Raw genomic sequence first — 22,382 nt, 5'->3', positions numbered from 1 at the left:
CCCCGACGCAAAGGACGCGAAGAAATAAAGGTTTCAGAGGGTTTGAAGCTGCGATTAAGATCTCGCTTTGATTTTACAGCAATATTCAGCAATTCCGGCGCGAATCAAAAATCTGAATTCAATAATTAAACTTATGTCCAACGGTTACTACGGCCCATACCAAAGCCGACTATTAAATTTTATATCGAAACAGTCCCGCCAAGTCGCTGACAATTGCGATCGAACTTGGCGTCAAATTAAAGAAGCAACTCTCACGGCTACCCAAATTCTGCTTTATCCAGCTTATTTGCTGGTGCAAAGTTCCCGACTGCTGGGCCGACAGTTGCGGGAATCAAGTCAAAAAGTAGATTTACCGGAACTACAAGAAGAATTTGGCGGTGACGAAAATCCCGATGGGCAACAAAATTGGTATCAGGGCGAAACTTCCGAGGAAAGTTCGATCGCCGAAATTTTGCACCTCGCCGAAAATTTACTAAACTCGTCGCAAACCGCGAAAACTTTAGCCAGCTTCCCGCTGTTAATAAATCAGGGAAATACTGCTAACAATTTACATCCGGCCATCAATTTTAGCGGACAAACCGCAAAGCATCAAACAACTTCCGTCTTAGAACACCCGCTTGCTAAAACTCAATTAAAACCCCAACCGAAAGTTGAGGGAATTGCCAGTTTTATCCCAGCCCGCACTTTAGTATTGGTCGGAAGAGAAAATCAGATATTAGATATTTTGACACCCGAACAGCAGGAAATGCTCGAAGGTCGCATAACTTGGGAAATTGCCAACAGCGGGCCCGAACGGCGGGAAATTACCCAAAAAGAATTAAAATTTAATCTCGGTTTGGAGTCGGCAGCCAAAAAAGCGCAGTTGCCGCCGATGCGTCGTTTTTGGGAATTGATGGCCTGGCTTCAGACGAGTCCGGTTGCTCTCAAAAGAAATCAGTTTGGAGAATCAATCCTCGCAGTTAAAAAATCGATCGACCGCAATGCCATCCTAGTCCAAAAAGCCCGCGCCCAGATCGAAGCAAAAACCGCACTGCAGTCAATTGCTGCATCGAATTTGATCGACCACAATACCCCAAAACTAGAAACTAATTTTAACAGCAAGTTCGATCGTCTAGTCAGCAATCCTCTATCCTTTGTTACATTACTCGATCGCGCAGCCGTCAACATCGAGGAATTAACCCTACCGCCAGCGCTAAAAACAACCGCCGCACCAACAGAAATCCCCGGAGTAAAAATTAATACATCCGGCACAGACGGCAATTTAGATTTTTCCGCCCGCGAAATCCTGGAAAAATACGCGCGAAACATCGAAGGAATTATTTGGTCGTCAGTAGACCACCTCCTAGGCAAAGAAACAGCCGCAAGTGATAATACGGAGAAATCCCTGTCAATTAAGTATTATTTACAACAGCTTCAAGAGGAAAAAAACACGCAAAAAAGCCCAGAGGTCGATCGACCGTGGCTGAAGTGGCAAGACTTATTCGGGGAAGCTGCACCGGAGCATTTAATCGAAGGAAGTTCCGAACCCGATGCAGTAGTTCAAACTCTGGTATCACAATCTAGTCCAAAAGTCAAGCAGAAAATTGCAGAAGTAGGAGAATTGCCAGAAGGTCTATCGACCGCAGTCTCAATCTCCCCTTACCCCGAAGCACTTCACCGCCTGCTCGGGCAGCTAAAACAGAGCTTGCTGACACAAAGCCCAAAAAGTCAACCCCAAACAGCATCTGATTTATCTGATTTAGCAGTTACTCAAAAAAATAGCCCTGCACTCGCAGCAGAATCAACCCCAGGGCGCGCGCCGGAAACCCAAGTGCCAAAAAACACAAACCCGAACACCCGACAAAACAACCAATCCCCAGCAGCAATCACCGCGCCAACCCGCAGATACACCCCCGCAACCCCCACAACCCCCCCCGCAGCCGAACCAAAAAATCACAGCGCAGGCGTCCAACCGGAAGGCGAATACTTAGAAACAAAAGCAGAATCGATGGGATACATTAAGCACCCCCTAGAACAAGTGCTCGAATGGCTCGATCGAGTCATGCTGCGGTTAGAAAACATCGCCGAGCAACTCTGGAATTGGGCAAAAATCAACTTGCCAAAAATCCTCAAAAGCAAAGAGAAAATTGACTAATCTTTAGCTTATGATAAAAAAGTTGCGGCAACAGCAGCAAATCAGCTCAGTATTATGCCATCTTTGGAGACTCCCACAGTGCTAACCCTCAAAATCGTAGTTAATGTAGTTGTTTTATTTTTTGTTTCCCTGTTCATATTTGGATTTTTGTCCAATGACCCAGCCCGGAACCCCAACCGCAGAGACATGGAATAAACAAGTTATCTCGACCGCAGAGTAGGGGCGCGTCACCGCAGCCCCTGCAACAGCCGACAAACCCGCAAAAATTAGTTGAACAAAACTTGACCGAAAGCATCCAGGATACAAGCCCCCGGATTCATCCGTGGAGAAATAAAAAACCTGTATCCGATGAAACTTGCCCCCCGAATTGCTCCGTGGGGTCAATGCTTCCAATCTAAAATCTAAAATCTAAAATCTAAAATCGATTGACCTCGCACTGACTCAGCGAGGTTATCTTGTGGCGAAAGCAACTTCTGAAAGCAGCCAGATTTTGGCGCGCCAAAGCCACAGCCAATTTTAGATGTCAGATTAATTTTTAAACAATGGCCTTATTAGATGCAAAATTTTCAATAATTTGCACCCTATAAAATCTAAAATCTAAAATCTAAAATCTAAAATCGGATGACTTACCTGTTGTAACTATGCCCTATCCGGTACCGCCGCCAGAACCCTCTGCCATCATCTACATCGCAAAGCCAAAAAAAGTTGCCCTCACTGTGGCGGCCGGCGATGGAGACACCCGCAGCCACCCCGCAGAAATACCGGAACCAAGCCCAGATATCGTTCAGCCAGAACCCACACCGGCCCCAGCAGAACCCGCAGCCACACTCCTCGGCACCACCCCAGCCACCGACCAGCCTCCAGAAATCGCCGACCCCCTAGCGGAAGTCGAAAGCGGCGAGGCAGTGGTGGGATTTCAGGGGCAGACCCCTGTGGAAGAACCCGAAACTGCGGAAACTCCGAAAGATTCCTCGTTTACAGCTTACCAATTGGGTTCGGTAGAAAATGCCATTGCCATTCGGAATCGGGAACGAACCGCAGAGGCGCAGAGAAAACAGGAGAGAAATATTGCCGGAAAGCAGGAAAGTTGGTATCAGGCCCAAGGCCGGCAGTTAGAAGATAACTCTCCCCAACCTGCGGAGATTCCCGTTCCAGAACCCGCGCTAGAACCAGCACCCAGCGGGCAACAGGAGTTCGAGATTCCCGCACCAGCAACCGCCCCCGCACCCAGAACCCCCCCTGCGCCGACACCGAAACCTAAACCAGCCGCGCCGGGAGTCCGCACCGCCCCTTCTGGGCGGACGGTGCCTTTTCCGGTGACTCCGGCCGATACTATCGAAGTTAAGGCCGACAGCCAAGAATTCGACGATAAGCAGCAAATTGTCACGGCGGTTGGTAATGTCGTTGTGCGGTTCCGGCAAACTGTGATTGATGCCGATCGAGCGATCGTCAACTTAGTCACCCGCCAAGTGGTAGCATCCGGCAATGTCGCCTATACCCGCGGCCAACAAGTAGTGCGCGGCCAGCAGATGGAGTTCAATCTCGGCCTCAACAGCGGTGCAGTCGAACAAGCACGCGGCGAAATATTCCTGCCCGCAGCAGGTAGCGAATTGACGCCCACACTGCCGACAGATATTAGTGCTGGGACGATTCTCGAACAGCCGCTGAGCGATCGAATTACCAGCCAGCAGCCCCTACGCGGAGTCAAATCCCCCGGCGCTGCTACAGTGACTATCGGCGGCGGCGGACAGCTAGCAGCCCCCCAAGTTACTGGTGCCGTCAACCGCATCCGCTTTGAAGCAGAACGCATCGAACTGCTGCCAGACGGCGCGAGGGTAGCAACCAACATTCGGCTTACTAACGACCCGTTTTCCCCGCCGGAATTTGAATACAGGGCCCGGAGGGCGACGATTAGAAGGATTTCGCCCACGGCAGAGGAATTAGTCACAACTAAACCCCGCTTGGTGTTCGACAACCGGGTGAAAATACCCGTGTATCCCCGCAGGCAAGTCTTTGACAGCAGGCAGCAAAACGGCCCGTGTTTGACCTTTGGTTACGACGGAGGCGAACGCGGCGGTTTGTATGCCGAGTGCGGTTTTGAGGTGTTGCAAAACGGGCCGGTGCGGCTGACTCTGACGCCCCAAATTTACCTGCAGCGGGTGGTGGAAAAGCACGGCGGTAATCCGTTTTCTCCCGATAGCTACGGGCTCAAAGCGAGGTTACGCGCTAGTCTCGGCCGGCGCACCAGCCTGGACGGATCGGCAATATTTCTGAGTTTGGAAGATTTCCCGAATTTGCCGGAAAACAGCTTTCGGGGCAATTTGCGCCTGCGACAGTTGATCGGCACTCACTCTCTGGCTGCAGAATACAGTTATCGCGATCGACTGTTTAACGGTTCTCTGGGCTATCAAACCGTGCAGAGCAGCCTCGGAGCAGTCCTCACCTCCCCAGTCATCCCACTCGGACGCACCGGCCTCAATCTCAGCTACCAAGCTGGGTATCAATTTATCAATGCTGACACCGATCGACCAGACTTGCTCGAACCAGTGCGGGAAAACAACCGCATCGATCTGGGCCGTTCCCAAGTTAGCTTCGCCTTGAGCCGCGGCTTTAACCTGTGGGAGGGTCAACCGCTGCCCCGCACTCCCACCCAGGGCTTGAGGTATACGCGGACGCCAGTGGTTCCTTTCTTGCAACTGGCCCTGGGACTCCGGGGAGTTGGTACTTACTACAGCAGTGGCGACAGACAAAATTCCCTCGCTGGCAGCGTCGGCATTCAAGGACAGTTCGGTCATTTCTCCCGCCCTTTCCTCGATTACACTGGGTTTAACGTGACTTATACCCAGGTGGGGCGCGACGGTATCTCGCCGTTTTTATTCGATCGCTTAGTAGATTTGAGAGTCCTGTCTTTTGGGCTTGTCCAGCAAGTTTACGGAGGCTTTCGAGTGGGATTTCAAAGTGCTATTAATTTAGAAAGTGCGGAAACAATCAGTACGAATTACACCTTAGAATACAGCCGCCGCAGCTACGCAATCATTTTGCGTTTTAACCCTGAGCGTCAAGTCGGCAGCCTGACTTTTAGAATTAGCGACTTCAACTGGAATGGGACTCCCCAACCTTTTTCCGGGGACGCGCGAACTGTAGAAGGAGGCGTTCGTTTATCCGATTAATTCAATTGGGAATTGGGCATGGGGCATTGGGCATGGGGCATTGGGCATTGGTCATTGGGAATTTGGAACCAACAGAAAACAGTCAACCGCCAACAGAAAACAGTCCACAGACAACAGAAAACAGACAACAGAAAACAGACAACAGTCAACAGTCAACAGACAACAGAAAACACTCAACAGTCAACAGAAAACACTCAACAGTCAACAGTCAACAGTCAACAGTCAACAGACAACAGAAAACAGTCAACAGTCAACAGAAAACACTCAACAGTCAACAGTCAACAGTCAACAGTCAACAGAAAACAGTCAACACATGACAGAAGTGACCGCAATATCTGCACAAGCAGCGGCTCTGCTGGTTCACTACGGTTTTGACCTAGGTGGCAAAAAAGCCGAGAAATTGGCGGGTGAATGGCTAACCAAGTATCCCGGCTATTGGCTGCGTTTAGCAGTGGTTGAAGCGCTTTATCAAGGCCGCTACAAGGCTGTTTCTGTGGGACAGCTATTGAGTATGTGGCACCGGATAGGTGAACCTCTCTATCATTTCAATCGCGAGTTTGAACGCTTGGTATGCAACAATTTTCCTCAAAATTTAACCGGGGAAATTGGTGTTCAAATGTCGCAGGAGGATATACTTTTCTCCAACCAGGAATCGCAAGTTGGTGTCGCCGAGTTAGATTTGCGATTGCCGTCAGAGGCGCAACTTGATGTGGCGCTTCATGCAGAAGTCCCCAACACAGACGCCCCGGGAATAGGAAAATTGCCCGCAGCCGACGATCGCACAAAAGAAAATACAGAATTTGTAGTATATGAAGATGTGGCTATTACCGCCCTCGCCGATCGAGCCGAAGCCGAGCAAAAATTAGCTGACAAACCTGTGGCAAAATCCTTCCCAGTTGTCAAACACACTGATTTTCATACCAAGTTAAAAGCCATTGCCAGAGAAGGCAGAAGAAAGAAGGGAGAAAGCAGAAATAGACTGTAAACTTTGGGAACTATAGCCTTTCTCAGTAACATGAGGTGCTCTCGCGGCCTCCGTGGCCTCCGTGGCCTCCGTGGCGTCCGTGGGCATAAGACTCGCCCCCATACCTCACAACGCTTGAGAACCGCTATAGATAGTTATTTTTCACTTTTCACCAGAAAACGAGCCAGAAGCCCCTGGCTTTAGACATGGGGAGGAAAGTGGCAGCGACGACCGTCGCCTGAAGCTTTCTTCCTTCAAAATCCATAGCTATAGCCATCTTTTTTGTGAATTGCTTTGCAATATTTATGGCTAACACCTGCTACCCTCCCAGCCTTCGTTACGATATCAAAACTACCTGAAGCACGGCACAAAACACGCCCGGTGTAAGAGCCGATTTTCTTGCCTGCGGTAACGTTTGCACTGACAAGATCGCCAGTCTGAAACCCTTTATGGATTTGCACTCTGGACTTGTGCCGCATGGGAAACCCGTACTGATTTGTGCCGCACATCTGTCGTGTTCCGTGACCTTTTGCTGCGATCAACAGTGGCTTTGATGTTAAGACTTCAAGCGTGTCAACGCTGCCCACACACGCAGCATCAAGCCAGTGCGATTTAGCTAATCCTAACCGATGGCGATTGAACTTAGTTTGCCCGCCCGTGCCAGTAGTGACGGGCAATCCCGTCTTTTTAAGTGCATTAAACAATGCCCACCTGGTTGAGTTGACCGCTGCTGCATCTTTAAGAGGCTGTTTTGCCTGTTTGAGAATACGATTTAGCAGGTCGGGCTTAGCTGCCAGGAATACCCGAACATCTTGATTGCCTTTCTTTTGATTGCAATCGTGGCAGGCAATCGTTAAATTAGAAACCCTGTCCGAGCCACCTTTTGATTTGGGTTGAATGTGCTCAACCTCAAAAGGTACATTTTCAGCCGAGCAATAAGCGCACTGCCGATTCCATTTGTCCAAGAGATACTGCCGGACTTCGTAACCCTGCAATTCTCCCTGCTGATACAATACGCCTGAGATTTCAGGGTTTTGCATTAGTTGGGTATCGAACCGCACTAACTCTTGAGCAATGCTAGCAATGGGCGCAAATCGAATTAACTTGCGTACCCATGTAAGTGTTGTTTCAACTCGATGCTGCCCCGATGGAGCTAGCCAACCATCCGGACGAGTGCGATTGAGAAACCGCGCTTGACGATATCGAGTTTTGCGATTTCGCCTTCCTCGCCTGAGTTGGTGGCGAGAGAGAAGTGCATCTTTAATTTGCTGCCCCCTGTGTTGCAGTTCGGCTCCGAAGATAATCTTGTTGCCCTGTTTGACTGCGATTCCCGTAATTTTAGATCCCGGATCTAATTTCAGTTCTAAGAGTTCAGGATTCGTCTCAACTGCTTTTTTCAAAACAATTGTAAAGGGATAGCGGCGAAATACCGCTGCCTTGCCTGCTTTCAGTAATGACCTTGCCATTCCTGGTTTGCAGGGTGATAAAGGTTTGAGATTGTTATCAATTACAAAGGCAAAGTTAGACATTTTTGCGTCTCCTCTGATTTCTCGTAATGTTCGCTTCGCCAATGTTTTCAAGGCTTGTTCTGCTGGCTGCACTTCCTTAACCCATTACAGATGTTTAACAACCAACGATAGTGCTACAAACTAGCGACGCATTTGTAGGTATCATGACCTCGAAAACGTAGACCTCGAAAGTCTTGGGCTGGTCATGTTGTGGCTCGCATCCCGCTTGCGTTAGTCGGGCAGTCTACAAGCCCCTGCCTTTAGGCATGGGGTTCATGACTTGGGGCACTTACTCCCATCCGAATTTCCGAACAAAAAGATGCTTGTTCCGTACCGTTAGCTTGCTTAACAACGCTAGTCCGCAGCCGCAAATTGGGCATGAGATACCACAGCCTTTCTTCGGCATGGAGGGTGTCTGATTCTGTAATCAATGTCAGCACGTCGTCGCCCATCACGTAGCGGCTGTTACCCTTGTCTTGCAACACTTTGCCAACGCTTGGATTGTCGGGATTTGGTACGATCGCTAGTATTGTAGAACCGATTTGTTTAGCTTGGTCGCGATCGGGAATACCGTCCCAACTAATCCGAACGCTAGTTAGCTTAGTTGAAGCCGGGTTAATCGAGTGTTGTTGGCAAAGTTTGACGACTGCTGCATCGCTAGCTGTCAGTATTTCTATTTTGAGGTCGGATTTACCTGCCTGCAATTCCCCAGAATTGAGATTGTGTACGGTACGCTGAGAAAACCATTTACCTGCACTTAACTCGAAAAACTCGATAACATCCATGAAATTTGTCTCTAAAGTCAATACTGCTTTATTTGCGATCGTGACTTGCGCGCTATGAGTCAGAAACCCGGTTTCTTCCTGCGTACTAGCGACCAAACCCATGATTTTGTTTAGAAACCCGGTTTAAGAGTGCAAGTCCTTTTCTATATTTTAGAGGAAGGGGGCGCACCTGCAAAGCTTTCTGAGAGCTTTAGGTGAAACAGATTGCAGATGCCGTTGAGGTACGAAACCCAACCAGGGGGACATCTGCCTCGCTGATGCGGCCGACTTGACAGAAAATTAGAGCATCCGCCATTATATTTCGTTAGAAAAAGTTTTTTTCGCACTTTAAATACCTGAAAATTTTTAGCTTTGAGAGTGTTTATCGATCGACCATCCTGGCCCAAATACCAGCTATGTTAAGAAAAGCAACGATATATGTGAGCCTTTGTCGATCGAGCGGTAAATTGGGCGTTGCTGAGTTTAATTATATTGGCGGCGATTTATTATCATGGCACTGCTTGAAAATTCTCCAAGCAGACTCCGACTAAAAAACAAGCAATTCATCGAACCATCACCAAACCGAGGATAGCAAGCCCGTAGCACATAGCATTCAAATATGTCATGCTAAGTCAAGAGAAAAGATTCTCGATCGGCTTTTCGGTAGGGTACAGCTAGCGATCGCATACATTTAAAAAACACATCCGTAAATTTATGACCGAGTTTACACAAGGGCTGGATAAAATGCAGCCCGCAGAACAGACGCACTACCTGGGAATCCTGCCAAGTCAGCTAGCAGCGACTTCAGACTGCGAAAAATTATACAGCTTACTAACAGATTACAATTTTATTGAATCCAAGCTGTCAGCATCGGGAGTACAGGCGCTAATAGAAGATTACGATTTAGCAACAAGTCCCGATATTATTACCTCAGACCAAAAAGCCCACCAACTCAAATTAATCCAAGAAGCAATTCGGCTGTCTGCCCACATTCTAGCCACAGATAAAACCCAACTAGCCACCCAACTAATAGCCCGCTTGATGTGCTTTGAAAGTCCAGACATTCAAGCCCTGCTAGCACAGGCCAAACACCAAACAACCCCCTGGCTGCGACCGCTAACGCCCAGCTTTACCCCTCCCGGCGGGAGATTGTTGCGTACCCTCACCGGACATACAGACTGGGTACAAGGTGTAGCAATCACCCCCGACGGCAAGCGGGCAATTTCTGCGTCCTCCGACCACACTCTCAAAATTTGGCACTTAGAAACAGGAGAAGAACTTTCCACCCTCAAAGGTCATCTTACCTACGTCAATGCTGTAGCTGTCACGCCCGATGGCACTAAAGTAATTTCCGGTTCTTGGGACAATACTATTAAAATTTGGGATTTAGAAACTGGACAAGAAATATTTACTTTTGCCGGCGATACTTTTGCCGTAGAAGCAGTAGCAGTAACTCTCGACGGCAAGCGAGTAATTTCAGGTTCTTGGGATGGCAGTATTAAAGTTTGGGATTTGACAAGCAGGGAAGTAATTTTCAACTTCAAAGGTCACAGCAGTTTTGTCCAGTCGGTAGCAGTAACTCCTGATAGCAAACGGTTAATTTCTGGGTCAGGAGACAACAGCATTAAAGTCTGGAACCTAGAAACCGGAAAAGAACTTTTTACTCTTACGGGTCATGAAGACTGGGTAAAAAGTGTAGCAGTTACTCCCGACGGCGAACAAATAATTTCTGGGAGTTACGACGGAACTGTTCAAGTCTGGAGTTTGCCCGAACAAAAGCAACTTTTCACTTTAGGAAAACACGGCAGTTTTGTTCAAGCTGTAGCAATCAGTCCTGACGGCAAACGGGTAATTTCGGCTTCCGGCGACAAAACGCTAAAAGTTTGGAATCTCGAAACAAAAGAAGAACTTTCCACTTTTACCAATCACATTGCCCCAGTTAATGCTGTGGCTGTTACCCCCGACGGCAAGCGGATAGTTTCTGGTTCCTCTGACAAAACTCTCAAAGTTTGGCACTTAGAAATAGGCAAAGAAAATTTATCATTTGCACGTCACGATGACTGGGTAAATGCTGTAGCAGTAACGGCGGACGGTACTAAAGCGATTTCCGGTTCGGGAGACAACAGCCTTAAAGTATGGAATCTCAAAAACGGACAGGAAATTTTTACAATTCGGGGACATCAAGATTGGGTAAAAGCGATCGCAATAACAGCGGATAGCAAGCGAGTAGTTTCGGGTTCTGGCGACAAAACTGTGAAAGTTTGGAATCTAGAAACCGGAAAGGAAATCTTTACTTTCACGGGTCATACAGACTGGGTGAATTCTGTGGCAGTGACGGCGGACGGAACGATGGCGATTTCGGGTTCGACAGACACAACTATAAAAGTTTGGAGTTTGGAAACAGGAGAGGAACTTTTTACTTTTACAGGTCATGAAGACGGGATAAAATCTGTTGCAGTTACTCCTGACGACAATCGGGTAATTTCTGCTTCCAGCGACAACACTCTCAAAGTTTGGAGTTTGGGGAAAGAAAAGAATATTTTTGCTCATTTGTGGAATGTAGGAGTAAAAAATCAACTTTTCACTCTCAAAGGTCATGAGAGTTGGGTGAATGCTGTGGCAGTTACAGAAGATGGAAAATGTGCAATTTCTGGGGGGCGAGAAACAACTTTGAAAGTGTGGAATTTGCCAAGTAGAAAGGAAATTTTTACTCTAGCTGGTCATGCCGATACGATAACATCCGTGGCGACTAGGGGTAATAAAGCGATTTCTGTTTCGGATGACAATACTCTGAAAGTTTGGGATTTGTTGAGTCGAAAAGTAGTTGCTAGTTTCACGGGAGATAGTGCTTTGAAAGCTTGCGCTATTGCGCCGGATGGGGTGACAATCGTAGTGGCGGAAGCTTCGGGACAGGTCCACTTTTTGAGGTTAGAAGAGGGGAAATAGTCATTAGTCATTAGTCATTAGTCATTAGTCATTAGTCATTAGTCATTATGCCGATCGCACTTTTGCTAAAATTTAAAAGTGCGATCGGTCTTTTCCCCAATCTAGTTTACAATTGTTCGGGGTCAATTCCCATCGCTCGCAGTCTTTCTGCCAGTACAGCAGCCCGCTGTTCGGCTTGTTCTGCCCGCTGTTCGGCTTGTTCTGCCCGCTGTTCGGCTTGTTCCAAGCTGCGAGAAACCTCCTCATAACTTGTAAAAGGTTCCCCGTCAGGGCGATAAATTTGCAACTCTTCACCCGACAAATCAAAGCGAATTCCTGCAATTCATTAAAAAAAATCTCATTCACCAAAGAGCGCATCGAAAATAGGGCAGACACCGCCCGCCCTAGAAAACTACTTTCTCTGCAAATTCACCCCGCGAATCGAATAATCCAAAAGCTCAATAGGGTGCATTAAAGTAACTGTTTTTCCCTGCAACTCCAAATGCTTCTTAATTTGCAAAGAACAACCCGGATTAGAAGAAGCAATCAACTCCGCCCCAGTATTCAGCAAATTCTCCACCTTTTGCACTCCCAATTCATCAGCAATCTCCGGCTGAAGCATATTGTAAACCCCCGCACTCCCGCAGCACAAAGCCGCATCCACAGGTTCTTTTAACTTCACCCCCGGAATTTGTTGTAGCAACTGACGCGGCTGCAAACTAATCTTTTGCCCGTGCAACAAATGACAAGCATCTTGATAAACAATTGTCAAATCTCCGTCAATCAAAGGATTAAGTTTCGCCGTAATTCCCGCACTTGCCAAAAACTCTTGCACGTCCTTAACATTAGCAGCAAAATTCTCAGCTTTCTCCCGATACTCAGGGTCATCTGCTAAAATGTGACCGTATTCTTTCAAAGTGTGGCCGCACCCAGCAGCGTTGATAATCACAAAATCAACGCCAGTATTTTCAAAGCTATCAATCATTTGTCTCGCCAAAGCTTTCGCCTGTTGGGCTTGCCCTTGGTGTTCCGGCAAAGCAGCACAGCATCCCTGACTTTTAGGAACCACAACCTCGCAACCGTTAGCCGTCAAAACTCGCACCGTAGCTTCATTAACTGGCGAAAATAACAGCCGCTGCACGCAGCCTAAAATCACGCCGACTCGATAGCGTTTCTCCCCTTGTGCGGGAATTACCTCTGGTAAATTATCCCGGAAAGAATCAACAGTAACTTTCGGCAAAATTGATTCCATCGCCGCCAAGCGGGGAAATACTTTTTTCAGCAAACCTGTTTTGCGGACAAGTTTTGGCAGTCCTAATTTTTGATAAATAAACAGGGGTACAAGCAAAGGTCGCAATCTGTGAGGATAAGGGAAGAGATTAAAAATCAGAGTGCGAATTACATTGTCGGAAAAAGTGCGTTCCTGATTTCTAGTAACTTGGTGGCGAGTTGCGGAAATTAACTTGTCGTATTGAACTCCAGACGGGCAAGTTGTAACGCAGGCCAAACAGCCCAAACAAGTATCGAAATGCTGTGAGGTTGCTTCGTTTAAAGGTGCGTCGCCTTCGTTAATTGCATCCATTAAATAAATGCGGCCTCTGGGGGAATCCATTTCTTTGCCGAGTACGCGATAACTCGGACAAGTTGACAAACAAAAGCCGCAGTGTACGCAAGTATCGATTAATTTCGGGTCTGGCGGATTGTTGGCGTCGAAACCTGGGATGTCGAGGGTTTCTAAGTGGGGATTTTGTGCTAGAAAATTGCTTTCTTTGGCAGGTCTTAAATCGTCGCTGGGAAATTGAGATTTTTCGGAAGTTTGCATATATAGAAGAAGTTCGGCAACGGATTATGTAACGGATGTAACGGATGTAACGGATGTCAGTCCGATGGAAGTCGGAAGAAGAAAGAAGGAATAAGAAAAAAAGTTTAGTTATCTAGGAGAGAAGTCAGAAGCAATCGACCGCATGGATAAAGTGCAATTAAGAATGTCCTAAACGTCCCAACCAAAACTTCTCTTCTTTTCTCTTCCTTCGCGGTCTTCGCGCCTTCGCGGTTCATTAAAAAACAAATCTGGTTCACAAATGAATTAGACCTAGATTCAAGAAAGACCGAACTCCTGACTACAAACTTTAAACTAAATACCGCTTATAAAACGATCGGGACTCAAAAGATTTTCCGGGTCAAACTGCTGTTTAATCCGGCGCATTAAATCGATCGCACTTCCAGTATAGCCCCAAACATCTAACTGTTGCTTGAGGTCGGTCGGCGCTGCTAAAACAGTCAGAAAACCGCCTTTTGCTTCGCACCCTCTGCGTACCTGCAACAGCGTGTCTGCAGTCGCAGTCTCAAACCGCAAAACCCCCAAACCGCTGCCTGCATGAATCAAAGCGTCCTGTACCGGCAATTCGTTAATTGCCGTTACAGCTTCCGACGGTCTGATTCCTATTTTGCAAATAATTGCCGACTTTGTGCCAGAATCCCACATTGTTTCTGGCAATCTTTGCCATAACTGATGCTCATCATTTTCGCTGCAGCTAGTGCCTTGCAAACCCAACTTTTCGCCAACTTCCAGCAAGCGGGCTGATTGTTGTTTAACACTTGGGGCGATACTTTGAAATCTGACGATTAATCCCGTGCCCTTTCCTAAGCCTAATTTTGCCACTAATTCAGGTGACAGCAAATCAACGGCACTTGGTGTCAAAGCAGAGGATAATAAGATTTGAGCCGTTTGGGACAAAGCATTAATTTCCCCTGTCAGCACTACGGTTCCCGACGATTCAGGCAGCGGATAAACTCGGAAAGTTACTTGACTGATGACCCCCAATGTGCCGTAAGCACCAGTAAACAGTTTCATCAAGTCGTAACCGGCGACATTTTTAACAACTCGACCCCCGGCTACGGCAATTTTACCGTCCGATCGCACAAAGGTAATTCCCAATAGCAAATCTCTCACCCCCCGATAGCGATGCCGCAAGGAACCCGCATCAGCAGTAGCGACAATGCCGCCCAAAGTTGCCTCTTGCGGATATGCTGGATCGATCGGCAAAAATTGACCTGCCGCAGCTAAAATTTGTTGCAAATCCGCAAACTTCATCCCCGCTTCTGCAGTCACGGTTAAATCGCCCACAGCGTGTTGTACAAGCCGATTGAGGCGCGAAGTGCTGACAGCCACAAGCCCCGCTGCATCAGGAGATACCCTTAAATCCCCCTTAAAAAGACCCACTTTGACAACATCTTGCTCCCCCCTTTGTAGGGGCGGTGCCCCCGTGCCCGCCCTGGGCCGGGGGGGATCGGAGTCTAATTTAACTAAACCGCCCCAATCAAGTTTGCTGCCGCTGCCACAAGGCAAGACTGCACAGCCATGTTGCTGTGCCCAAGCAATGACAGCCGCCAGTTCTTCCTGAGTATTGGGGTAAACAGTACAATCTATTTTCGTGTCGGGGGCAACTGCTTTTTCTACCCGTTCTTGCCAAAATGGCTCTGTATCTTGCCAGCGACAGATGCCAGCAGTCCCGACAATACTTTCTAATTCTTGTATGCTTACGTAATTTTCGGTAGAAAAAGATTTCATGAAGGTTATCAGACGCCCGGTAAAAAAAATTATCAAAACACTGCCTAAAACCATTAAATATTAATACGGGCCCGATATTCAAAACATGAAGAAACAAATGTCTCAAAACCGAATTTCTCTGGGAATTACCGGTCTCAACGAAGTGATTGGCGGTGGCCTAATTTCTCAACGCTCTTATCTGGTGCGCGGCGGCCCCGGTACTGGCAAGACTACACTGGGCTTTCACTTTTTGGCAGCAGGTGTGGCTCTGGGAGAAACGCCCCTGTTTATTACTTTAGGAGAACCGGAAGCACAATTGCGGGCCAATGCCACAAGTCTCGGTTTTGATATGGAAGCGATGGCCTTCCTCGATTTGAGCCCATCCTCAGAATTTTTTACCCAAGTTCAAACTTATGACATTTTCTCCCCCTCCGAGGTGGAGCGAGAACCGACTACACAAAAGATTATCGAGCGAGTCGAAGCTGTCAAGCCACAACGGGTGTTTTTGGACGCAATCACTCAATTTCGCTACTTAGCTGCGGATGAGTTTCAGTTTCGCAAGCAAGTTTTGTCTTTTCTTCGGTTTTTGGTGGAAGGGGGGGCGACGGTGGTGTTTACCTCCGAAGGCACTTCAAGTGCTCCCGATGACGATTTGCAATTCATCAGCGACGGGGTAATTTATTTAGAACTGCGCCCTGAAGGACGCGCCCTGACTGTCACCAAGCTGCGAGGCTCCAATTTCCGCAGCGGCCGCCATTCGCTGCGCCTGACTCAGGCTGGTATGGAGGTATTCCCGCGACTGCTGCCGGACAACTTTCAACAGGATTTTGTTGCTGAAGCAATTTCTTCTGGGGTTCCAGAAATTGACGAACTGCTGCACGGGGGACTGGAACGGGGGACTGTGACGGTGATTAGCGGGCCTAGCGGCGTTGGTAAAACGACGGTGGGGATTCAGTTTATGAAGGAAGCTGCAGGAAGGGGGGAGCGATCTGTAGTTTACATTTTTGAGGAGTCAAGTTCTACTCTGCTGCAGCGCTGCGAATCAATTAACATCCCGGTTGGGGCGATGATGGGGCAAGGAAGTCTTTCGGTGATACCTGTGGAACCTTTGCTGTACTCGCCGGATCAGTTTGCCTGTATGGTACGGCAGGAGGTTGAGCAGGAAAAGACGCGGATTGTGATGATTGACAGTATTTCTGGCTATCAGCTTTCGATGCAGGGACAAGATTTGGTGAACAATTTGCACGCTTTGTGCAAGTATCTGAAGAATATGGGAGTCACCGTTATCTTGATTAATGAGGTAGAAGCCATTAGCGGAGATTTTCGGCTGACCGAGATCGGAATTAGCTATTTGGCGGATAATCTTCTGTTTATACGCTATCTGGAACGCCAACTGCATAATAGGACAGAAATCCGCAAGGCGATCGGAGTAATTAAAAAACGAGTCAGCAATTTCGAGAGAACTCTGCGAGAACTCGAGATTACTCGCTACGGCATCAAAGTCAGCAAACCGATACGGGGGCTGCGCGGTATTTTGAGTTCGGCGCCGGTGTGGATTGATGGGGAAGCGGATGAAGATTGAATCGGCGCTTGTCGTGCTGTTGCTGGGCAAGTGCAGCTAATTTTGCAGTCGTGAATCTACTAATGAGTAGGGGGCGCGTCGCGCACCTCACCACTAGCAGTAGTGCGCGCACCGCGCACCTTACCACTAGCCTAAGTCCTGGAAAACTTAAATATATTGGTAAATTTGTGTATTTTTCGACTTTTATCGTAATGTAGTTTTCAATTCTATGAAATACAGTAGGGGCACAGGGCACGCGGCCGTGTCCTGTGTCAGATCATCTGTACTTCACTCAACTGAAAACCTATGTAATAGTTCCCCGAAAAGTAAGCTAATACCAGATAAAAAAAGAATCCAACTTTAGACCACCTCCCAACCCATATATAATCACTCACTCCCAATTTTTTATGAGGTTGCATAGAATCCGATCCCCCCTAGCCAAGAGGGCGGGCACGGGGAGTAGGGGTCGCACCGCCCCTACTAAGGGGGGACAAGATTCTTCTCAAAGTCAACCCCTACTCCCCAACAACCAGGGGGATGCGAGGGGGATCGAGATATGTGTAACTTCACATTAAATTGGTATCACTCGCCATTGTAAAATCTAAAATCTAAAATCTAAAATCTAAAATGGTATAACCCGTATTCACAGGAAGCTGATAAATGACTGGCAACTCAATAATTTTAGCCGTAGACCGCAATCAGCGAAACTTGGAACTATTAGCACAATTTCTCAATAAAGAAGGATACCAGATGATCGCGGCTTATAACTTTGAAGATGTTGCACAAGCTATCAGTCAGCCTGCTAGGATCGGGATGGCTTTAGTAGATATTTCTGGTTTCGATCGCCGGATTTGGGAGTGCTGCGAACAACTGCGAAATAACCAAATCCCTTTTCTGATACTCTCGCCCAAACAAAGCGCTGCTATTCAGCACGAAAGCCTCTGCCACGGTGCTCGGAATATGTTGGTAAAACCTTTGATAGTTAGAGATTTGCTATCCATTGTTCACAGCTTGCTAGGAGAACGTGCGTGAGTCAAATTTTATTGCTTGTCGAACAGAAAGAAAATCGCCGCTTGTTATTAGAATGGCTAGCAGTTTATTATGAGGTATTGCTGCCAAACTCAACAGAAAATAGTGAGGAGTTTTTACCATTTAATCAATCTTTTGACCTGGCGATAATTGACGGTATTTCCCTGAAACGCCACTGGCAATGGGTTGCCGCCCAAAAACAGGCAGAACACCCGGTATGCTTGCCTTTTCTTTTGATTACATCCCGCTCGGATGTAGGGATGGCAACGCAATTTATTTGGCAAAGTATTGACGATTTGATTATCGCTCCGATCGAGAAGATTGAATTGCAAGCGCGGGTGGAGATTTTGCTGCGATCGCGCCAGTTGTCTTTAACTCTTAAATTGTCTCACGACCAACTCGATCGCACTCTGCAAACAGCCCAAGAGCTCAATGAGATGAAAACATCTTTGCTGTACATGATTGCCCATGACGTTCGCAATCCTTTGAATTTCATCATCGGCACTACACAACTTCTTAGCAAGTACAAGTTAACATTAACAGAGGAGAAAACACAAGAACTTCTAGACAAAACTCAAGCAGCGGCCAAAGGCATAGATTTGTTATTAGATGATGTTTTGCTGCTGGGGCGTGTTGAGTCGGGAAAAACAGGTTTTTCCTTGCTACCGATAGACTTAGCAAAGTTGTGTAATGAGTTGGTAGAGGAATTTCAGAGCAGCCTGAAGTTGAAACATGAAAATGAGCGGGTGACGCTGATTTTTGTCAATCACCATCAATCTGCTATGGCGTGTTTGGAGGTAAGCTTGCTGCGGCGCATTCTGGGCAATTTGCTGTCCAATGCTATTAAGTATTCTCCCCCAAATACCGAAGTCATCTTTGAATTAAAAGTTACTGAAACCGAGGCTATTTTTTCGGTACAGGATGCAGGAATTGGCATACCTGTAGCAGACCAAGGACGGCTGTTTGATTCATTTTACCGGGCTAAAAATGTCGGTCGCATTCCTGGTACTGGACTGGGGCTGAGCATTGTTAAAAAATGTGTGGACTTGCAGGGTGGCGAAATTACTTTGACCAGTGAAGAAGGCATTGGCAGTACATTTACAGTAACGCTGCCGATCGCACAACCTGGAAAAAAGCAAATCTCGCCTGCAACGCCTTAAACTAGATGCAGGCATTATATTGGGATATTCATCGATGGATTTGACGCCCCGCTGAGGCTCTACTTGGTATAGCTTTTCTTAGTAACATGAGGTGTTCTTGGGCAAACAGGGCATGGGGCATGGGGCATTGGCCCGCGCAGGGCATGGGGCATGGGGCATGGGGCATTGGCCCGCGCAGGGCATGGGGCATGGGGCATGGGGCATTGGCCCGCGCAGGAAGAGTACCTTACTTTCCTGAGAACCCCTGTATTCTCAAAAAACTGATAACAGCCGATCGTCAACTGATGAAATTGAGCATCGTCGTTCCAGAAGCGATCGACAAGCCGGAGAATTGGCGATCGTTCCTCAAAGCTCGATCGGCATCGTAAAAAATGTTGAACGCACCCAAAAAATAATTAGATACCATTCAAAACTTATCCGAGTAGCCAGACTTTATATTTATGAAAAAAAGCGACCCAACAACCGTCACATCTGAGATTATCTGATGAGTATTTTAACACTTTAAAAATGGTTAATAAACTCTTTTAGGAATTATTTTCGGACTCTTGTGCCGTACAATCAATCAAGAGTTGAAGAGCGATCGCCTGAGCTTTCATGTGGACAGTCCAACTGTTCAACTATTAATGGTTGAAACCTGATGTCTCCCGGTTCAATTGCCACTCTTCTCCACCAAGCTGGCAACAAGAGCAGCCAAAACTTACCCAAAGACACAGAACGCTGCTCGCGAACAAAAACCAAGGTCAGGAGAGCCACCAGTCGTAAGACGGCTGAGAGGGCAAACACCCCTGGCAAGCCACCGAGATTGGTCAAAGTGGCGAGAAAGCCACCCACGGTGATTCCCATTGCCCCAGTGACACCAGGAACCGCGGCCGCGATCGCAAAGTATATCGACTGATTCAACAGTGGTGCCACCGACATCATCAGATTACCACTGCACAAGTCGATCGCCGCCCACGTCCCACCGCCGATGATGTGCAACAGCGGGAACCACACCCATAGGAAAATTGGAGCCGTTCCACCTTCTAGCCACAGTAGAGGGGTCAGAGCCACCAAAACTCCCACTACTAGCATAATCGGGCGATTCCCAACCCGGTCAGCCAGCTTCCCCCAAAAAACCAGCATCAGCAAGTTAGCACCAGCACCTAAGCTGCTATAGAGCGTTACCACGCTGACATCTATCTTTAGGTCATCTAGCAAGTAAAGGTTAAAGAAGGGCGCGCTGACGTTAACGGCAAAGCTCCATAGACCAGAGTAAAGCAAAAACTTTAAAAAATTGGCTTCCTTGAGAAAGCTAAAAATTGTCCCTGTGGATGATTTTTCGCCTGTATCTGAATGCGTAACCTGTACAAGCTTTGGGTTCACATCGGTCATAAAGAACTGACAACCTAGACTGATGAGACCAAGCACAATTCCTAAAACCAAGATGGCACTGTAACCTTGGAGCTTTCCACCGGGCCAGTTCGATACCACTAGAGCCAGCAACGGCACACCAATGAGATTCGTCAAGCTGACAGCACTATTGCGAAAGCCAAAATACCGCCCGCGCAACCGCTGAGGTACTAACGCCGCCAACCAGCTCAAGAAGGAAGCCCGACCTAAAGATTCTAAGACTTGACTTACCCAGATGATTGCCAATGTCAACTGCACAACCTGATGTCGGGCCAGATGAAATGAGCCTCCCAACCAAAGGGCTGGCACGAGAATCAGCCACAGCAGTCGCGACATTCCGAAAATGTAGAAGGAATACCAGTGGCGGCTCTGTGTTCGGTCTGCTATATAAGCTCCGAACGGTTGGAGCAGATTTACCAGTTGAGGAATGGAGGAGAGCATACCAATTTCGACTGGACCAGCCCCCAAATCGAGCAAGAAATTACTGAGCAACGCGCCGCCGATGATGCTGTAAAAAAGCGTAGCGAAAACACCGTCCAAAGTTAGTGCTCTGAGGCTCGATCGAGTTTCCGGTTTGGAAAGTTTTAGATGCCCATTTGTCAGAAGTACCGTCTCTGGTAAGGCTATATCCTCTTGGATTTCCTGAAGTTCTAGAGGATTCGTTCCTACTAAGCTGTAATCTTCTTGTTTTTCGAGCATACTGGATAGCCAATAGATAAGCTGCTACGCAGCTTAATTGTATAACATAAGATTAAGTATTTTAAGGAGCACAGCCATAGATGCAAGCTAAAAGTCTATAGGCTTGGGTTACAACTATTTATTCCTCGGAGATGCCCCTAAATCCCCCTTAAGAAGGAGGACTTTGAGTAAGTTCTGATATCCCTCTTTTTAACGAGGGCTAGTAGGGGGATCGAGCTTAACTGAACCGTATTGATCTAAAAGTTATCGCTCTCAAAAGCAAAAAGAAAGATTACTTAAATAAATTAGAGAAAATAAGAATGCCCCAATTACAGAATTATGATTAATTGCATTATTAATAATTAATTAATTAATTAATTATTAAGGTTCAGTTAAATTGTTTATTCCTCGGAGATCCCCCTGATTGTTGGGGAGTAGGGGTTGACTTTGAGTAAGTTCTTGTCCCACCCCCTACTCCCCTTCGTAGGGGCGGTGCTACCCCTACTCCCCGTGCCCGCCCTAGGCGCCCGGGGAGCGGGCTTAACTGAACCGTATTAATCAATAAATAGCTAATTTTTTATAAATTTTCTATGCGACATTAGGTTACTGGGTTCTTCAGGGTGAACCCGATAAAATAGAGAGCTTTTCAGATGGAATAAGTCAATGTAACTTTAAGAAACCCACATATTAGTATGAATAAAGGTTGCTAAAAATGAGAAGATAATCACAGTTCTAAAGGAGCAAGAGCGTTCAATAAGTCTTCTAGGATAAATCGCAGCAAAGATTGAGTTGCTAATATTAAACCTAATCGAGCTTGGGCGAGCTTTGGCTGTTCTATTTTAACTTCTCCCCAAATTCGGCACTGGCTGTAAAAAATCTGAAATGCGTCGCTCAAACTCTTGGCTAATTTGAAATAATTGACAGGTTTTTCGCGGTTCTTTACCTCAAAAGTAGGATATAAATTGTCTAGCACTGTTAACAGTTGCGATATTAAACTGCGTTCTGCAGGATGCACTAACCGCAGTCGATCGCCCTCGTCAATCCAAGGGATAGGATTTGGACTCGCCAGCGACCAAATTTGCGGCGCTGTAGCGACATCTGGCTGGGCGATCGCAATTATCCGATCGCGGTGGGCCATTCGCAGCAGGGAACAGCAGCGCGCGTGGCTGTACTGAATGGGAAACAGTCGATCGGCACATACAACAGAAGATAATATTCGAGATTCGGGAATGGGGAGGTTCGTTTGAGCTAAACGCTGCAACCAGACGGCTAAACCTGCATCAGTCAACTCCATCTCAATAATTCCCGCCGGCGCTACTTTAACGGCGAAATCTGGGTAGCACAGCGGTTGGAGAGTTTCAGCCAACTGTGCCGCGATTGTCTGCGGTGTCTGCTGCCAACTTTTAGCCAATTTCAGGGCGATCGCAGACACGTACAGCACCCGCGCGCTATCTTTACTCCGATTTAATGGAAATATTGCACCATTCTCAATTACTTGTTTAGGAACAGGCAAGATGCCTGTTCCACAAGAAAATTCATCTCTTGTGGAA

The 22,382-nt window shown here is 47.3% G+C and carries 17 protein-coding genes; 10 read left to right on the top strand and 7 right to left on the bottom strand.

Going from position 1 to position 22,382, the window contains the following annotated elements; all coding sequences use genetic code 11:
- The first annotated feature begins 133 nt into the window (after positions 1 to 133).
- The 4 genes from QT990_RS12265 (at position 134) to QT990_RS12250 (ending at position 6,289) form a co-directional block, all read left to right on the top strand.
- The gene (locus QT990_RS12265; RefSeq protein WP_333305162.1) at positions 134 to 2,134 is read left to right on the top strand and encodes a hypothetical protein; all 2,001 of its coding nucleotides are present in this window, start codon (positions 134 to 136) and stop codon (positions 2,132 to 2,134) included.
- 78 nt (positions 2,135 to 2,212) lie between these two features.
- On the top strand, positions 2,213 to 2,329 hold the full coding sequence (locus QT990_RS12260) for a photosystem II reaction center protein I (protein WP_039887172.1): 117 nt from the start codon (positions 2,213 to 2,215) through the stop codon (positions 2,327 to 2,329).
- Positions 2,330 to 2,775: 446 nt separating this feature from the next.
- Positions 2,776 to 5,304 (top strand): DUF3769 domain-containing protein, encoded by a 2,529-nt coding sequence (locus QT990_RS12255; protein ID WP_333305160.1) that lies wholly within the window; start codon positions 2,776 to 2,778, stop codon positions 5,302 to 5,304.
- A 40-nt stretch (positions 5,305 to 5,344) separates the two neighbouring features.
- Complete coding sequence (locus QT990_RS12250) at positions 5,345 to 6,289, top strand: hypothetical protein (RefSeq protein ID WP_333305158.1); 945 nt, start codon at positions 5,345 to 5,347, stop codon at positions 6,287 to 6,289.
- A 233-nt stretch (positions 6,290 to 6,522) separates the two neighbouring features.
- On the opposite strand, the gene iscB is transcribed toward QT990_RS12250, so the two are convergent.
- A complete protein-coding gene (gene iscB, locus QT990_RS12245) occupies positions 6,523 to 7,797 on the bottom strand; it encodes an RNA-guided endonuclease IscB (RefSeq protein ID WP_333107803.1) in 1,275 nt (424 codons plus the stop codon).
- A gap of 239 nt (positions 7,798 to 8,036) precedes the next feature.
- A complete protein-coding gene (locus tag QT990_RS12240; RefSeq protein ID WP_333305235.1) occupies positions 8,037 to 8,561 on the bottom strand; it encodes a phycobiliprotein lyase in 525 nt (174 codons plus the stop codon).
- A gap of 395 nt (positions 8,562 to 8,956) precedes the next feature.
- On the opposite strand from QT990_RS12240, the gene QT990_RS12235 reads away from it, so the two are divergent.
- Both QT990_RS12235 and QT990_RS12230 read left to right on the top strand, forming a co-directional pair.
- Positions 8,957 to 9,091 carry a hypothetical protein gene (locus QT990_RS12235; RefSeq protein WP_333305156.1) on the top strand — a complete coding sequence of 45 codons (135 nt, stop codon included), beginning with the start codon at positions 8,957 to 8,959 and terminating at the stop codon, positions 9,089 to 9,091.
- Between the two features lie 151 nt (positions 9,092 to 9,242).
- Positions 9,243 to 11,486: a beta-propeller domain-containing protein gene (locus QT990_RS12230; RefSeq protein WP_333465296.1), complete on the top strand. Its 2,244-nt coding sequence runs from the start codon at positions 9,243 to 9,245 to the stop codon at positions 11,484 to 11,486.
- Between the two features lie 106 nt (positions 11,487 to 11,592).
- Here the strand turns inward: QT990_RS12230 and QT990_RS12225 are convergent, their stop codons facing one another.
- The 3 genes from QT990_RS12225 to QT990_RS12215 all read right to left on the bottom strand — a co-directional run bounded on the left by QT990_RS12225 (position 11,593) and on the right by QT990_RS12215 (position 15,036).
- Positions 11,593 to 11,787, bottom strand: coding sequence for a hypothetical protein (locus QT990_RS12225; RefSeq protein ID WP_333140285.1), 195 nt, complete (start codon positions 11,785 to 11,787; stop codon positions 11,593 to 11,595).
- A 90-nt stretch (positions 11,788 to 11,877) separates the two neighbouring features.
- Positions 11,878 to 13,287, bottom strand: coding sequence for a heterodisulfide reductase-related iron-sulfur binding cluster (locus tag QT990_RS12220; protein WP_333410937.1), 1,410 nt, complete (start codon positions 13,285 to 13,287; stop codon positions 11,878 to 11,880).
- Positions 13,288 to 13,599: 312 nt separating this feature from the next.
- On the bottom strand, positions 13,600 to 15,036 hold the full coding sequence (locus QT990_RS12215) for an FAD-binding oxidoreductase (protein WP_333465286.1): 1,437 nt from the start codon (positions 15,034 to 15,036) through the stop codon (positions 13,600 to 13,602).
- Between the two features lie 97 nt (positions 15,037 to 15,133).
- On the opposite strand from QT990_RS12215, the gene QT990_RS12210 reads away from it, so the two are divergent.
- From QT990_RS12210 to QT990_RS12195, 4 genes are all read left to right on the top strand, one after another.
- A complete protein-coding gene (locus QT990_RS12210) occupies positions 15,134 to 16,597 on the top strand; it encodes an ATPase domain-containing protein (RefSeq protein ID WP_333140279.1) in 1,464 nt (487 codons plus the stop codon).
- A 639-nt stretch (positions 16,598 to 17,236) separates the two neighbouring features.
- Positions 17,237 to 17,608 carry a response regulator gene (locus QT990_RS12205; protein ID WP_333140276.1) on the top strand — a complete coding sequence of 124 codons (372 nt, stop codon included), beginning with the start codon at positions 17,237 to 17,239 and terminating at the stop codon, positions 17,606 to 17,608.
- Positions 17,605 to 18,765: an ATP-binding protein gene (locus QT990_RS12200; protein WP_333140274.1), complete on the top strand. Its 1,161-nt coding sequence runs from the start codon at positions 17,605 to 17,607 to the stop codon at positions 18,763 to 18,765. The genes QT990_RS12205 and QT990_RS12200 overlap by 4 nt, the downstream gene beginning before the upstream one ends.
- 119 nt (positions 18,766 to 18,884) lie before the next feature.
- The gene (locus QT990_RS12195; protein WP_333140272.1) at positions 18,885 to 19,133 is read left to right on the top strand and encodes a hypothetical protein; all 249 of its coding nucleotides are present in this window, start codon (positions 18,885 to 18,887) and stop codon (positions 19,131 to 19,133) included.
- Between the two features lie 190 nt (positions 19,134 to 19,323).
- Here QT990_RS12195 and QT990_RS12190 read toward each other — a convergent pair whose 3' ends face one another.
- The gene (locus QT990_RS12190; RefSeq protein WP_333140270.1) at positions 19,324 to 20,853 is read right to left on the bottom strand and encodes an MFS transporter; all 1,530 of its coding nucleotides are present in this window, start codon (positions 20,851 to 20,853) and stop codon (positions 19,324 to 19,326) included.
- Positions 20,854 to 21,556: 703 nt separating this feature from the next.
- The coding region (locus QT990_RS12185; protein WP_333465285.1) for a DALR anticodon-binding domain-containing protein at positions 21,557 to 22,382 on the bottom strand (826 nt) is incomplete at its 5' end.

Origin of the sequence: Microcoleus sp. T3_B1, from assembly GCF_036700445.1 — a bacterium.
In the GTDB taxonomy this organism is placed as follows: domain Bacteria; phylum Cyanobacteriota; class Cyanobacteriia; order Cyanobacteriales; family Microcoleaceae; genus Microcoleus.
This window is presented reverse-complemented; position numbering and strand designations above follow the sequence as displayed.